Origin of the sequence: Lysinibacillus sp. G01H, from assembly GCF_028872195.1 — a bacterium.
GTDB classification, from domain to species: Bacteria; Bacillota; Bacilli; order Bacillales_A; family Planococcaceae; genus Lysinibacillus; species Lysinibacillus capsici.
On record NZ_CP118397.1, the window covers coordinates 4,069,621 to 4,084,467 of the forward strand.

The following is a 14,847-nucleotide window of genomic DNA, read 5'->3' on the forward strand; positions in this document are numbered from 1 at the left end:
ATTAAATAGCCTCCTCGACTTCGTAACGGTAGTCTTCAATTACAACGTTCGTTAAAACCTTTTCACACATTTCTTTTACTAGAGTATCAATGTCACGTTCTGTATCTTTAATTGATAGTTCAAGATATTTACCGATACGTAAATCTTCTACTTCACCGTAGCCCATCTTAGCTAAAGAACCTTGTACTGCTGAGCCTTGAGGATCAAGAATACTCTCACGTAATGTTACATAGATTTTTACTTTTTTCATTGTTATTTGCCTCCGAGTCTAGAAAGTATAATAGTATAAACTTCAGTTAAATTACCAAGGTCACGACGAAAAACATCTTTGTCTAACTTTTGCTTCGTTGTTGCATCCCAAAGTCGGCATGTATCTGGTGAAATTTCATCTGCCAATAATACATGACCATCCATATCACGGCCAAACTCTAATTTAAAATCAATCAATGTCACATTGACATCTGCAAAGATCGGCTGTAGCACTTTGTTAACGGCTAATGCACCATCATAAATAGCTGTTACTTCAGTTGGTGTGGCAAGTTCAAGAACATCAATATGTTCTGTTGTAATAAGTGGGTCGCCTAAATTATCATCTTTATAATAAAATTCAACGATTGGTCGTTTTAAAGATGTCCCCTCTTCAAGACCCAGACGCTTTGCTAAACTTCCAGCAGCAATATTACGAACAACTACCTCAATCGGAATAATTTCTACTTTTTTTACAAGTTGTTGTGTATCGGATAATTGTTTTACGAAATGTGACGCAATTCCGTTAGCTTGTAATTTTTCGAAAATTAATGAAGTAATGCGATTATTTAAAATGCCCTTACCTTCAATTTCCTCTTTCTTTTCACCATTGAATGCTGTTGCACTATCCTTGTACTCAACAAGTAGCACATTTGGCTCCTCTGTTGTGAACAATTTTTTTGCTTTACCTTCATACAAAAGTTGACCTTTAGTCATTTCGTTTTCCCCCTGATATTATGAGATACGCTTGTAATAATGTTCAGAATTGAACCGTATCTCTACGATTCAACTCTGAAACTTTTTACTGGTGGCTCTAACATTTATTAGTAGATGGCTAAATAAATATTAGTTAAGTCCTAGTCGTTCAAAAATCATATCAACATGCTGTAAGTGGTAGTTGTAATCAAAACAATCATCCAACTCTTCTTTTGTTAAATAAGATGTGATTTTTTCACTTGCATCGACTAATGTACGGAACTGAACTTGCTCGTCCCAAGCCTGCATTGCTAAAGGTTGTACTGTATCATAAGCTTCTTCACGTACTAGTCCTTTATCAATCAATGCTAGTAAGATGCGTTGAGAATAAATAAGACCAAATGTACGATCCATATTACGTTTCATGTTCTCAGGGAATACTGTTAAATTTTTCACAATATTACCGAAGCGATTTAGCATATAGTTAAGAGTAATAGTTGCATCCGGTAAAATAACACGCTCTGCAGATGAATGTGAAATATCACGCTCATGCCATAAAGCTACATTTTCATAAGCAGTCACCATGTAACCTCGCATTAAACGAGACATACCAACCATGTTTTCAGAACCGATTGGATTACGTTTATGTGGCATTGCTGATGATCCTTTTTGACCTTTTGCAAAAGCTTCCTCCACTTCACGTGTTTCAGATTTCTGTAGTCCACGAATTTCTGTTGCGAATTTTTCAATTGAAGTAGCGATTAAAGCTAATGCACCTAAATACTGAGCATGGCGGTCACGCTGTAAAGTTTGTGTTGAAATTGGTGAAGCTGCAAGGCCTAATTTGTCGCAAACATATTGCTCAACACGAGGATCAATATTGGCATATGTTCCAACTGCTCCAGACATTTTTCCTGTTTCAATTACTTTTGCAGCTGCTTCAAAACGTTCAAGGTTACGCTTCATTTCCTCATACCATAAACCAAGTTTCAAACCGAAAGTTGTTGGTTCAGCGTGAACACCGTGTGTGCGTCCCATCATAACTGTATGTTTATGTTCTTTTGCCTTAGCAGCAATAATATCAATGAAATTTATGATATCTTTACGTAAAATATCATTTGCTTGTTTGATTAAATAAGAAAGTGCTGTATCTACTACGTCAGTAGAAGTTAAACCATAATGTACCCATTTGCGTTCCTCTCCAAGTGTTTCAGAAACAGCACGAGTAAAGGCTACAACGTCATGACGAGTTTCTTGTTCAATTTCCAATATACGATTCACATCAAATGAAGCATTTTCGCGAATTTTAGCAACATCCTCTTTTGGGATATCCCCTAACTCTGCCCATGCTTCACAAGCTAAAATTTCAACCTCTAGCCAAGCTTGGTATTTATTTTGTTCTGTCCAAATTGCGCCCATTTCGGGTCTTGTGTAACGTTCAATCATCGCGTATCTCCTTCTATTCTGACCAAATGCCAGAACTCTCGATTTGTTGTAGTGTAGCTTCTAAGTCTTTTGTCATAATCGTCACATGGCCCATTTTACGGTTGACCTTAGCTTCAGTTTTCCCATAAAGATGTATGGACCATTCAGGATATTTAGCAATTGAGTTACTGAGTGGCACGACATGCTGCCCTAATACATTGACCATAATGGACGGTGCCCATAGTTGTGGCTTACGTAACGGCCATCCACAAACAGCACGAATATGCTGATGGAATTGTGAAACATTACATGCTTCAATTGAATAGTGACCAGAATTATGAGGTCTTGGTGCTAATTCATTGATAACAATACTACCATCTTCTAATACAAACATTTCTACCGCTAGCGTTCCTACTAAATGTAAATAGTCTGCAATTTTCAAAGCTTCTCGTTCTGCAGCTTGAGCTGTGCTTTCAGTTATGCGAGCAGGTACTATTGTCTCGTGAAGAATATGATGAACATGAATGTTCTCTCCAACTGGCTGGCAATACGATTCACCATGACCATTTCTTTGAACAATGACCGATACTTCCTTTACGAAAGGAACAAATCCTTCTGCAATACATTGCGAATGCGTGAATAATTCTTTCGCTAAAGGCAAATCTTCAGTTGATTTTAAAAGCTGCTGTCCCTTGCCATCATAACCACCTCTTGCTGTTTTGACTATACAAGGATAACCAATCGAATCAATATTGGCTACTAATTCTTCATAAGTTTTTGCAACAATATATGGTGCTACTGGGCAACCAGCTTTCACAATAGCTTCTTTCTCTGTTATACGGTTTTGTGTAATACGTACCAACTCTGCTCCTTGAGGAACATAAGCCATTTGTGATAAACGCTTTAAGCCTTCATAATCAATATTTTCAAATTCATATGTGATAATATCACTTACTTCTGCAAGTTCTTCTAAAGCAGCTTCATCATCATATGGAGCTACAATGCGAATATCTGCTACCTGCCCACAAGGTGAGTCCATTGCTGGTTCAAGAACAGCCACTTTAAAACCAGACTCCTTTGCAGCAAGTGCCATCATTCGACCAAGTTGTCCTCCGCCGATAATGCCTATCGTTTGTCCAGGATAAATAATCTTCGTCACACTAAGTCACCTGTACTTTCTAAAACTTGCTGCTTTGTTGCTTCACGTCTAGCATCTAATTTATTAGCAAGCTCGGCATCTGTTATTGACAAAATTTGAGCTGCAAGTAAACCTGCATTCGTCGCTCCTGCTTTGCCAATCGCTACAGTTGCTACAGGCACGCCACCAGGCATTTGAACGATGGATAATAGTGAATCAAGTCCATTAAGTGCACGTGATTGAACAGGTACACCGATGACAGGTAGTGTTGTTTTAGCTGCTACCATTCCTGGTAAATGTGCGGCACCGCCTGCTCCAGCAATAATTACTTGTATTCCTCGCTCGCGAGCTGCCTCTGCATATTCAAACATTAAATCAGGTGTACGATGTGCAGATACAACTTTCTTTTCGTACGGTACTTGTAATTCATCTAAAATATCACATGCATGTTTCATTGTTTCCCAGTCACTTGAACTACCCATAATGACACCGATTTTCGGATTCATAAATTGTCGCTCCTTTTAAACGATAGAAAAATGATCAATTATTTATTGTGCTAGCCTCTATTTGAATAGCTACTGCAATTCTTATTTACAAAGAAAATCCCCAAATAAACTACTCTCTACCGGTACACGTGAAAGCAGTTTACTTGAGGATTATTCGGACAAGGTCGTCTCCATGTACATAGTACATAGCTGTACAAAGACCTTCTCACCATACGCCAAAAGTGCTTTCCCGCATAGTCCAGCATTTACGGTGCCGGGTAGAGACACTAGAGCCAATCCTCTAGCATATATGTGGGATCTATTTGTTTTTCCTTCTCACATTTTAACAAGGGATTGTCTTATCGTCAATCCAAAAATGCGAACATTTTTTATTAGGTTAAAAAAATTGTTCGGTTTTTAGTCAAAATCATTCGATATCTTGAGCAGGTATACCTTTAAACTGAATTTTTTGGCGCAGATAAGCTGGCTCACCATCTACGATATGAAAAAGTGGCTCTTCTTTTCGTCCTATGACCATAAAGCCATCTTTCCGCATTCTTGCCAAACAATCCTCGATTGACTCGTTTTCCTGTACCTCATACCAAATTTGCTTTTTTCCCAACTTGTTCTTCCTTTCCATTGTACATATTCATTCACAATCAATTTGTAATTTATTATACCTTTTGTTGCTTATAGAAGTATGTAAGAACTTAAATAATTAGAAAAAACTGCAGATTCCTCTCCGCAGTTTTGATGAATGCTCATGGAACATAAAATGCCTTTAAATAGATACAAAAAAATAATAGCAGTAGGAACAAATGAAGGACAACAAGAACCATACGATATCCTTTGATGCCAAATAGGGCACTGGTGATGCCTAAACCACCTAAAATAAACGGCATAAACATATTTACACGATAGAGAAATGTAAAAAGGTTTCCATACCATTTGGTTGAATCATAGCCAAACATAAAGAATATAAGTAGTAGACTTGAGATCGAAATCGCAGAAAAAATGTTCTGCCTCATTTTGATTCCTCCATTATTAAATCCAGAATGTATCTAGGTGAAAGAATTTCCCTTTAAATCCACTTGAAAATATTAAATATATTATAGCATTTTATGAATAGTTGACAAAATAAAAAAAAGCCATGGAATAGATCCATGACTTTATAATTGCCTAGCGACGTCCTACTCTCACAGGGGGAAGCCCCCAACTACCATCGGCGCTAAAGAGCTTAACTTCCGTGTTCGGTATGGGAACGGGTGTGACCTCTTTGCCATCATCACTAGACTTATTTGACCTTCAATACACGGCGTATTACTGCGTCAGCTGCTCTCGTTCAATCAGTCACGTACAAACGTACGCTCCTTCAATCACTCGTTTGCTTCCTTGTACTACTTGTGTCTTGAAGCTCTCTTTTTTTATTGAAAGAATTTGTTCTTTCAAAACTGGATAAACGGCACATTGAATGTTTCAAACGTTTTGGTTAAGTCCTCGATCGATTAGTATTCGTCAGCTCCATGTGTCACCACACTTCCACCTCGAACCTATCTACCTCATCGTCTTTGAGGGATCTTACTTACTTGCGTAATGGGAAATCTCATCTTGAGGGGGGCTTCATGCTTAGATGCTTTCAGCACTTATCCCGTCCACACATAGCTACCCAGCGATGCCTTTGGCAAGACAACTGGTACACCAGCGGTGTGTCCATCCCGGTCCTCTCGTACTAAGGACAGCTCCTCTCAAATTTCCTACGCCCACGACGGATAGGGACCGAACTGTCTCACGACGTTCTGAACCCAGCTCGCGTACCGCTTTAATGGGCGAACAGCCCAACCCTTGGGACCGACTACAGCCCCAGGATGCGATGAGCCGACATCGAGGTGCCAAACCTCCCCGTCGATGTGGACTCTTGGGGGAGATAAGCCTGTTATCCCCGGGGTAGCTTTTATCCGTTGAGCGATGGCCCTTCCATGCGGAACCACCGGATCACTAAGCCCGTCTTTCGACCCTGCTCGACTTGTAGGTCTCGCAGTCAAGCTCCCTTGTGCCTTTACACTCTACGAATGATTTCCAACCATTCTGAGGGAACCTTTGGGCGCCTCCGTTACCTTTTAGGAGGCGACCGCCCCAGTCAAACTGTCCGCCTGACACTGTCTCCTGCCCCGCTAAGGGGCATGGGTTAGAATTTCAATACAACCAGGGTAGTATCCCACCGACGCCTCCTTCGAAGCTGGCGCTCCGAGATCTCTGGCTCCTACCTATCCTGTACAAGTTGTACCAAAATTCAATATCAGGCTACAGTAAAGCTCCACGGGGTCTTTCCGTCCTGTCGCGGGTAACCTGCATCTTCACAGGTACTATAATTTCACCGAGTCTCTCGTTGAGACAGTGCCCAGATCGTTACGCCTTTCGTGCGGGTCGGAACTTACCCGACAAGGAATTTCGCTACCTTAGGACCGTTATAGTTACGGCCGCCGTTTACTGGGGCTTCAATTCGCAGCTTCGCTTGCGCTAACCACTCCTCTTAACCTTCCAGCACCGGGCAGGCGTCAGCCCCTATACGTCACCTTACGGTTTTGCAGAGACCTGTGTTTTTGCTAAACAGTCGCCTGGGCCTATTCACTGCGGCTCTCATGCGCTTGCACGCTCAAGAGCACCCCTTCTCCCGAAGTTACGGGGTCATTTTGCCGAGTTCCTTAACGAGAGTTCTCTCGCACACCTTAGGATTCTCTCCTCGACTACCTGTGTCGGTTTGCGGTACGGGCACCTCTCACCTCGATAGAGGCTTTTCTTGGCAGTGTGAAATCAGGAACTTCGTCCATACGGACTCGCCATCACAGCTCAACGTTACAGTGTGCGGATTTGCCTACACACACGCCTTACTGCTTGGACGCGCACAACCAACGGCGCGCTTACCCTATCCTACTGCGTCCCCCCATTTCTCAAACGGTGAGGAGGTGGTACAGGAATATCAACCTGTTGTCCATCGCCTACGCCTATCGGCCTCGGCTTAGGTCCCGACTAACCCTGAGCGGACGAGCCTTCCTCAGGAAACCTTAGTCATACGGTGGACGGGATTCTCACCCGTCTTTCGCTACTCATACCGGCATTCTCACTTCTAAGCGCTCCACCAGTCCTTCCGGTCTGACTTCAACGCACTTAGAACGCTCTCCTACCACTGACATCGTAGATGTCAATCCACAGCTTCGGTGAATCGTTTAGCCCCGATACATTTTCGGCGCAGCGTCACTCGACCAGTGAGCTATTACGCACTCTTTAAATGATGGCTGCTTCTAAGCCAACATCCTGGTTGTCTGTGCAACGCCACATCCTTTTCCACTTAACGATTACTTTGGGACCTTAGCTGGTGGTCTGGGCTGTTTCCCTTTTGACTACGGATCTTATCACTCGCAGTCTGACTCCCGTGTATAAATATCTGGCATTCGGAGTTTGTCTGAATTCGGTAAACCGGGATGGCCCCCTAGTCCAAACAGTGCTCTACCTCCAGTATTCTCATCACGAGGCTAGCCCTAAAGCTATTTCGGAGAGAACCAGCTATCTCCAAGTTCGATTGGAATTTCTCCGCTACCCACACCTCATCCCCGCACTTTTCAACGTGCGTGGGTTCGGGCCTCCAGTAAGTGTTACCTCACCTTCACCCTGGACATGGGTAGATCACCTGGTTTCGGGTCTACGACCACGTACTATTTCGCCCTATTCAGACTCGCTTTCGCTGCGGCTCCGCCTTCTAAAGCTTAACCTCGCACGTAATCGTAACTCGCCGGTTCATTCTACAAAAGGCACGCTATCACCCATTAACGGGCTCTAACTACTTGTAGGCACACGGTTTCAGGATCTCTTTCACTCCCCTTCCGGGGTGCTTTTCACCTTTCCCTCACGGTACTGGTTCACTATCGGTCACTAGGTAGTATTTAGCCTTGGGAGATGGTCCTCCCGGATTCCGACGGAATTTCACGTGTTCCGCCGTACTCAGGATCCACTCAGGAGAGAACGAACTTTCGACTACAGGGCTTTTACCTGCTCTGGCGGACCTTTCCAAGTCGCTTCATCTAACTCGCTCTTTTGTAACTCCGTATTGAGTGTCCTACAACCCCAAGAGGCAAGCCTCTTGGTTTGGGCTCTTCCCGTTTCGCTCGCCGCTACTCAGGGAATCGATTTTTCTTTCTCTTCCTCCAGGTACTTAGATGTTTCAGTTCCCTGGGTCTGCCTTCAAGACGCTATGTATTCACGTCAAGATACTACGCGATTAAACGTAGTGGGTTCCCCCATTCGGAAATCTCCGGATCAAAGCTCACTTACAGCTCCCCGAAGCATATCGGTGTTAGTGCCGTCCTTCTTCGGCTCCTAGTGCCAAGGCATTCGCCGTGCGCCCTTAATAACTTAACCAAGTTATTAAGCCTATAAAAAACTTAAAAAATAAATGTGTTTGTTACAATTTCAATGTCGTTTTATCCAGTTTTCAAAGAACAAGTTTTGAAGTGTTTCATTCAGATAGAATGAACCTTCAAAACTGAACGCAAAACGTAATCGTACAAACCCAAGGTTTGTATTCCGAAATAATCCTTAGAAAGGAGGTGATCCAGCCGCACCTTCCGATACGGCTACCTTGTTACGACTTCACCCCAATCATCTATCCCACCTTCGGCGGCTGGCTCCAAAAGGTTACCTCACCGACTTCGGGTGTTACAAACTCTCGTGGTGTGACGGGCGGTGTGTACAAGGCCCGGGAACGTATTCACCGCGGCATGCTGATCCGCGATTACTAGCGATTCCGGCTTCATGTAGGCGAGTTGCAGCCTACAATCCGAACTGAGAACGACTTTATCGGATTAGCTCCCTCTCGCGAGTTGGCAACCGTTTGTATCGTCCATTGTAGCACGTGTGTAGCCCAGGTCATAAGGGGCATGATGATTTGACGTCATCCCCACCTTCCTCCGGTTTGTCACCGGCAGTCACCTTAGAGTGCCCAACTAAATGATGGCAACTAAGATCAAGGGTTGCGCTCGTTGCGGGACTTAACCCAACATCTCACGACACGAGCTGACGACAACCATGCACCACCTGTCACCGTTGCCCCCGAAGGGGAAACTATATCTCTACAGTGGTCAACGGGATGTCAAGACCTGGTAAGGTTCTTCGCGTTGCTTCGAATTAAACCACATGCTCCACCGCTTGTGCGGGCCCCCGTCAATTCCTTTGAGTTTCAGTCTTGCGACCGTACTCCCCAGGCGGAGTGCTTAATGCGTTAGCTGCAGCACTAAGGGGCGGAAACCCCCTAACACTTAGCACTCATCGTTTACGGCGTGGACTACCAGGGTATCTAATCCTGTTTGCTCCCCACGCTTTCGCGCCTCAGCGTCAGTTACAGACCAGAAAGTCGCCTTCGCCACTGGTGTTCCTCCAAATCTCTACGCATTTCACCGCTACACTTGGAATTCCACTTTCCTCTTCTGCACTCAAGTCCCCCAGTTTCCAATGACCCTCCACGGTTGAGCCGTGGGCTTTCACATCAGACTTAAAGGACCGCCTGCGCGCGCTTTACGCCCAATAATTCCGGACAACGCTTGCCACCTACGTATTACCGCGGCTGCTGGCACGTAGTTAGCCGTGGCTTTCTAATAAGGTACCGTCAAGGTACAGCCAGTTACTACTGTACTTGTTCTTCCCTTACAACAGAGTTTTACGATCCGAAAACCTTCTTCACTCACGCGGCGTTGCTCCATCAGGCTTTCGCCCATTGTGGAAGATTCCCTACTGCTGCCTCCCGTAGGAGTCTGGGCCGTGTCTCAGTCCCAGTGTGGCCGATCACCCTCTCAGGTCGGCTACGCATCGTCGCCTTGGTGAGCCGTTACCTCACCAACTAGCTAATGCGCCGCGGGCCCATCCTATAGCGACAGCCGAAACCGTCTTTCAGTCTCTCGCCATGAAGCAAGAGAGATTATTCGGTATTAGCCCCGGTTTCCCGGAGTTATCCCAAACTATAGGGTAGGTTGCCCACGTGTTACTCACCCGTCCGCCGCTAACGTCAAAGGAGCAAGCTCCTTTTCTGTTCGCTCGACTTGCATGTATTAGGCACGCCGCCAGCGTTCGTCCTGAGCCAGGATCAAACTCTCCATAAAAGAAATTTGATTAGCTCAAATTGTTTTGCTGGCATCATGTTTGATGTCCAAAATTGTGTTTCGTTCGCTAGTAAAACTAGCTACTTAAAACTTTATTGATTACGTTTTGCTTGTTCAGTTTTCAAGGTTCATTTACTAGTTACACTAAGTAACTTTTTATAATTTAACATAATGTTAACTCGCTGTCAACTGTTTATGTTACTATTTTTTAAGTTGTTCGTTTATTTCGTAACAACGTGTTTAAATATATCATCACAAATTTAAGTTTGCAAGTGTTTCATTAAAGTAAAACTATTCGCATTATTTAAAACCGAGTTTCTTCTATATAAATGTAAAAATAATAACTTCTTTTATTTTGGATCAACTCAATAAAAAACACCTTTAATTGTTAGCAACTTACTAACAATTAAAGGTGTCTATTTAACTAACGTACCCAAATGAAGTATGCAAGGAAAACAAAGAATAGACCATACATCATTGGATGAATTTCTTTTTTACGACCTGCTAATAACATTGTAATTGGGTAGAATACAAAGCCGATTGCAATACCAGTAGCAATTGAATAACCAAGTGGCATCATTAACACTGTAAAGAATGCAGGTACTGCTATTTCGAATTTGTCCCAATCAATTAAACGTAAGGACGATACCATTAGTACCCCTACGATGACTAAAGCTGGAGCAGTAACTGCTGGTGTTACTACCGCTAGTAATGGTGAGAAGAATAATGCAACTAAGAACAGTACTGCTGTTACAACTGCTGAAAATCCTGAACGAGCGCCTGCAGCAACTCCAGAAGTTGACTCTACGTACGCTGTTGTTGTTGACGTACCAAATAAAGAACCGATAGTTGTTGCTAGTGCATCTGCCATTAAGGCACGTCCTGCACGCGGTAATTTATTATCTTTTACTAAACCTGCTTGTGTCGCTACAGCCATTAAAGTACCTGCTGTGTCAAAGAAATCAACAAACAAGAATGTTAACACTACTACTAAAAACTTCACGTTAAATAATGTACCGAAGTCACCAAGTGGTTCTAGTGCTACCATGAATGTAGAATCTACACTTGGAATAGCTGATACAACGGCTGTTGGAGGATCAATGATACCTGTGATCATCCCAATAACTGCAGTAATCACCATTCCTAAGAAAATACCGATACTGCGCAATTTAATAATAAGAATAACCGAAAGAATAATTCCGAATACCGCTAATAATGTAGCGCCTGTGAAACTTCCTAAAGTGACTAAAGTAGCTGGGCTATCAACAATGATCCCTGCTCCTTGTAAACCAACAAAAGTGATAAATAAACCAATACCTGCAGAAACTGCATATTTAAGTTGTACTGGAATAGCATTAATAACAGTTTCGCGGATACCAGTTAAAGATAAAATAATAAAGATAATCCCTGAGAAGAACACACCTGTTAAACCAGTTTGCCACGGAATACCGTATGCTCCGACTACAGTAAATGCAAAGAATGCATTTAACCCCATCCCAGGAGCAAGTGAAATCGGGAATTTAGCGAAAATCCCCATAATCAAAGAACCGACTGCTGCTGCTAATGCTGTAGCTACGAAAACAGCACCTTTATCCATCCCTGCATTTTCTAGAATACCTGGGTTAACAGCTAGAATATATGCCATTGCAAGGAAGGTTGTAATACCGCCTATTATTTCGCGGCGATAATTAGTTCCTAATTCATCGAACATGAAATATTTTTTCATTATCAAAAAATCCTCCATATGGTCGTCTTCAATATCGAAAACAAAAAAGACACGCTGACTACTCTACTAGTCGCATGTCTACGATATATTTCATCACAATTAGTGTGTGAAACAAATTAGTGTTTATACGTTTATGTATAAACCTAAATCGTAGTCAAGTTATTTACGGTAACTTGGTAGAAACTCACGGGCCTTATCCCCGACATTATACGACGACGTATTTAATTTACATTCGTAATATATCATTTCGTTTTTTAGATTTCAACCCTATTTCCGAACATTTTTCTAAAAAGAAATACGAAAGTTCGTGTAAAATTCTTATTTAATGTTCAGGTTCTATTAAATACATTACTAAAGAGGCTTTGTGCTGAACATTCCACCAATCAGTTTAATGAAAAAATCCTCTAGAAATTCTAGAGGATCCTCCTTTTGAACTTATGTTTTAACTCATCACTTTACTTTGCAAGACTTGAATTCTTTTTTCTAATTTTTCTTTCCAATCGTCTGCTAATGCATCTACTGCTTGTATTTGTTTCATAGCGATTGCATCATTGTTTTTGAAGTACACTTCATTGCAATACAGAACAGAGATACGTGCAGGATGCTTTTCTACAAGTTCAATTGTTGAATCTGCACAGATTGTCCCTTCTTCAAGAACACGCGCAAGGAAACCTGTATAGCCCGTTTCAATTAAACGTTTGAGTAATGTGTTTGCCTCCGTATATCTATCAATCGTACTACATGGAATACGTCCCTGTGTAATTTGAATGACAGCATCTCCAATTTTATAAATATCACCAATACAAACATCTGCTTCTAACATATTTGTTACGGTTAAATTTTCGCCAAATGCCGCAATGGGTAACGTTTTTCCAAGTTCCTGTTCCCATTGTATGTAATGCTCCGCAGGATATAAACAAACTGCTCGATCAGGGCCACCATGATGTTTCTTATCAGCTACATCATCCCCTTCAAAGCCTTGAGAGGACAAATAAACTTCTTGCACTCGTTGCTTTTCAATCCCTGTAATCATTGAACGCCCTTTACTATCAATCAATTCTTTTGGCATCCCAACCGTTAATGTATGAATCATTGGTTTATTTTTCTCCATTTAAATCCCCCCTAATCTGAATAGTATAATTTCTTGTGCATTCATTTAGTTTACTACATACAACACTTTACCAGCAATTTTTGAAGTTGAGATACTTCATTTAGCAATAAATTCAGAGGGAATTACATCAAAAAAAGCCCTAAAAACCTCTCAGGGCTTTTAGGGCTTTTGCTATTATTCCCACTCAATCGTTGCTGGTGGCTTAGATGTAATATCATACAGCACGCGGTTCACGTGTTTTACTTCGTTTACAAGGCGGACAGAGATTTTCTCTAGTACATCCCAAGGAATACGCGCCCAGTCAGAAGTCATACCATCGATAGATGTAACGGCACGGATACCGATTGCATAGTCATACGTACGAGCATCGCCCATTACACCAACTGAACGGATATCAGGTAATACCGTAAAGTACTGCCAAATATCACGATCAAGGCCAGCTTTGGCGATTTCTTCACGTAGAATGAAATCAGATTCGCGAACGATTTCTAATTTTTCTTCTGTTACTTCACCAAGCACACGGATACCTAATCCAGGACCTGGGAATGGTTGACGCCAAACGATTTTTTCGTCAAGTCCAAGCTCTAAACCTAGCGCACGTACTTCATCTTTAAATAAAGTTTTCAGTGGCTCGATTAGTTGGAATTGCATATCTTCAGGAAGACCACCAACGTTATGGTGTGATTTGATTGTTTGTGCAGTTGAAGTACCAGATTCAATAATATCTGTGTAAAGAGTTCCTTGTGCTAAGAAATCCATACCTTCAAGTTTAGATGCCTCTTCATCAAATACATAAATGAATTCATTACCGATAATTTTACGTTTTTTCTCTGGATCAGAAACGCCAGCAAGTTTGTCCATGAATCGTTTACGTGCATCAATTTTAATAAGATTCATGTCAAAGTCTTCTGTAAATGTTTTCATTACTTGTTCAACTTCACCTTTACGGTTTAAGTTGTGGTCTACGAACATACAAGTTAATTGATCGCCGATTGCTTTATGGATTAACACCGCTACAACTGATGAGTCTACACCACCAGAAAGCGCACATAATACTTTTTTATCGCCAACGATTTCACGAATTTTTGCAATTTCAAGCTCAATGAAGTTTGCCATTGACCAATCGCCTTTCGCTTCACAGATGTCGAATACGAATTGACGTAATAGATCATTACCATATACAGAGTGACGTACTTCTGGATGGAATTGTACAGCATATAGTTTACGTTCAACGTTTGCCATTGCAGCAATCGGACAAGATGCGCTAGTTGCGATGACTTCAAATCCAGCTGGAACTTCTGTTACATGGTCACCATGGCTCATCCAAACGATTTGTTCTGTAGGTAACTCACCAAATAATTTGTTTGGTGTTGTTACTTGAATTTCGGCTTTACCATACTCGCGTGTTTCAGCACCTTCAACTTTACCACCGTTTGTATGTGCCATTAATTGCATACCATAGCAAATACCTAAAATCGGTAAACCTAATTCGAAAATAGCTGGATCCACATGAAAGGCATTTTCATCATAAACAGAGTTTGGACCACCTGAGAAAATAATACCTGTTGCGTTCATATCTTTAATTTCTTCTGCAGTTACCGTATGTGGATGTAATTCACTGAAAACACCAAATTCACGAATACGACGTGTAATTAATTGGTTAAATTGGCTACCGAAGTCTAGTACAACGATTTTTTCTTGCTCTCTTAATAAAGGGCTAGCTGTCAAAATTTCCACCTCTTCTATTATTTTTAAAGGATATTTTCATGTGTTCAAAGAAAAACGCGAAGAAAGTAAAAAAACTTTCTACGCGTTCATAAGCTCTAGAATATTGATAAAGGCGAATGCGTAGCAAAGTAAAGTGACTTACTATA

10 protein-coding genes, 3 rRNA genes and 2 riboswitches are annotated in these 14,847 nt (G+C 41.9%); all 13 genes read right to left on the minus strand.

Going from position 1 to position 14,847, the window contains the following annotated elements:
- Window position 1: 1 nt before the first annotated feature.
- Window positions 2-250 (minus strand): phosphoribosylformylglycinamidine synthase subunit PurS, encoded by a 249-nt coding sequence (gene purS, locus PSR12_RS20725; RefSeq protein ID WP_016992383.1) that lies wholly within the window; start codon window positions 248-250, stop codon window positions 2-4.
- A gap of 2 nt (window positions 251-252) precedes the next feature.
- Entirely contained in the window at window positions 253-963 is a 711-nt protein-coding gene (gene purC, locus PSR12_RS20730) for a phosphoribosylaminoimidazolesuccinocarboxamide synthase (protein WP_257520627.1), read from the minus strand.
- A gap of 129 nt (window positions 964-1,092) precedes the next feature.
- On the minus strand, window positions 1,093-2,388 hold the full coding sequence (purB, locus tag PSR12_RS20735; RefSeq protein ID WP_274770363.1) for an adenylosuccinate lyase: 1,296 nt from the start codon (window positions 2,386-2,388) through the stop codon (window positions 1,093-1,095).
- A 13-nt stretch (window positions 2,389-2,401) separates the two neighbouring features.
- Window positions 2,402-3,526 carry a 5-(carboxyamino)imidazole ribonucleotide synthase gene (purK, locus tag PSR12_RS20740; protein WP_274770365.1) on the minus strand — a complete coding sequence of 375 codons (1,125 nt, stop codon included), beginning with the start codon at window positions 3,524-3,526 and terminating at the stop codon, window positions 2,402-2,404.
- Window positions 3,523-4,011 carry a 5-(carboxyamino)imidazole ribonucleotide mutase gene (gene purE, locus PSR12_RS20745; protein ID WP_274770367.1) on the minus strand — a complete coding sequence of 163 codons (489 nt, stop codon included), beginning with the start codon at window positions 4,009-4,011 and terminating at the stop codon, window positions 3,523-3,525. Before purE ends, purK begins: the two co-directional genes overlap by 4 nt.
- A 214-nt stretch (window positions 4,012-4,225) precedes the next feature.
- Window positions 4,226-4,324: riboswitch (purine riboswitch) on the minus strand.
- A gap of 93 nt (window positions 4,325-4,417) precedes the next feature.
- Window positions 4,418-4,612, minus strand: a complete 195-nt coding sequence (locus PSR12_RS20750; RefSeq protein ID WP_036076850.1) for an NETI motif-containing protein — start codon at window positions 4,610-4,612, stop codon at window positions 4,418-4,420.
- A 139-nt stretch (window positions 4,613-4,751) separates the two neighbouring features.
- Entirely contained in the window at window positions 4,752-5,018 is a 267-nt protein-coding gene (locus tag PSR12_RS20755; RefSeq protein ID WP_221682771.1) for a hypothetical protein, read from the minus strand.
- Between the two features lie 149 nt (window positions 5,019-5,167).
- Window positions 5,168-5,283, minus strand: a 5S ribosomal RNA gene (rrf, locus tag PSR12_RS20760).
- A 192-nt stretch (window positions 5,284-5,475) separates the two neighbouring features.
- Window positions 5,476-8,403 (minus strand): 23S ribosomal RNA (locus tag PSR12_RS20765).
- 181 nt (window positions 8,404-8,584) lie between these two features.
- Window positions 8,585-10,136: ribosomal RNA gene (locus PSR12_RS20770) — 16S ribosomal RNA — on the minus strand.
- Together the 16S, 23S and 5S rRNA genes form the textbook arrangement of a ribosomal RNA operon.
- 424 nt (window positions 10,137-10,560) lie before the next feature.
- Window positions 10,561-11,862: an NCS2 family permease gene (locus PSR12_RS20775; protein ID WP_004230532.1), complete on the minus strand. Its 1,302-nt coding sequence runs from the start codon at window positions 11,860-11,862 to the stop codon at window positions 10,561-10,563.
- Between the two features lie 131 nt (window positions 11,863-11,993).
- Window positions 11,994-12,095, minus strand: a riboswitch (purine riboswitch).
- A 209-nt stretch (window positions 12,096-12,304) separates the two neighbouring features.
- On the minus strand, window positions 12,305-12,973 hold the full coding sequence (locus PSR12_RS20780) for an MOSC domain-containing protein (protein ID WP_221682969.1): 669 nt from the start codon (window positions 12,971-12,973) through the stop codon (window positions 12,305-12,307).
- Between the two features lie 174 nt (window positions 12,974-13,147).
- Window positions 13,148-14,701, minus strand: coding sequence for a glutamine-hydrolyzing GMP synthase (gene guaA / locus PSR12_RS20785; protein WP_221682970.1), 1,554 nt, complete (start codon window positions 14,699-14,701; stop codon window positions 13,148-13,150).
- Window positions 14,702-14,847: the final 146 nt, after the last annotated feature.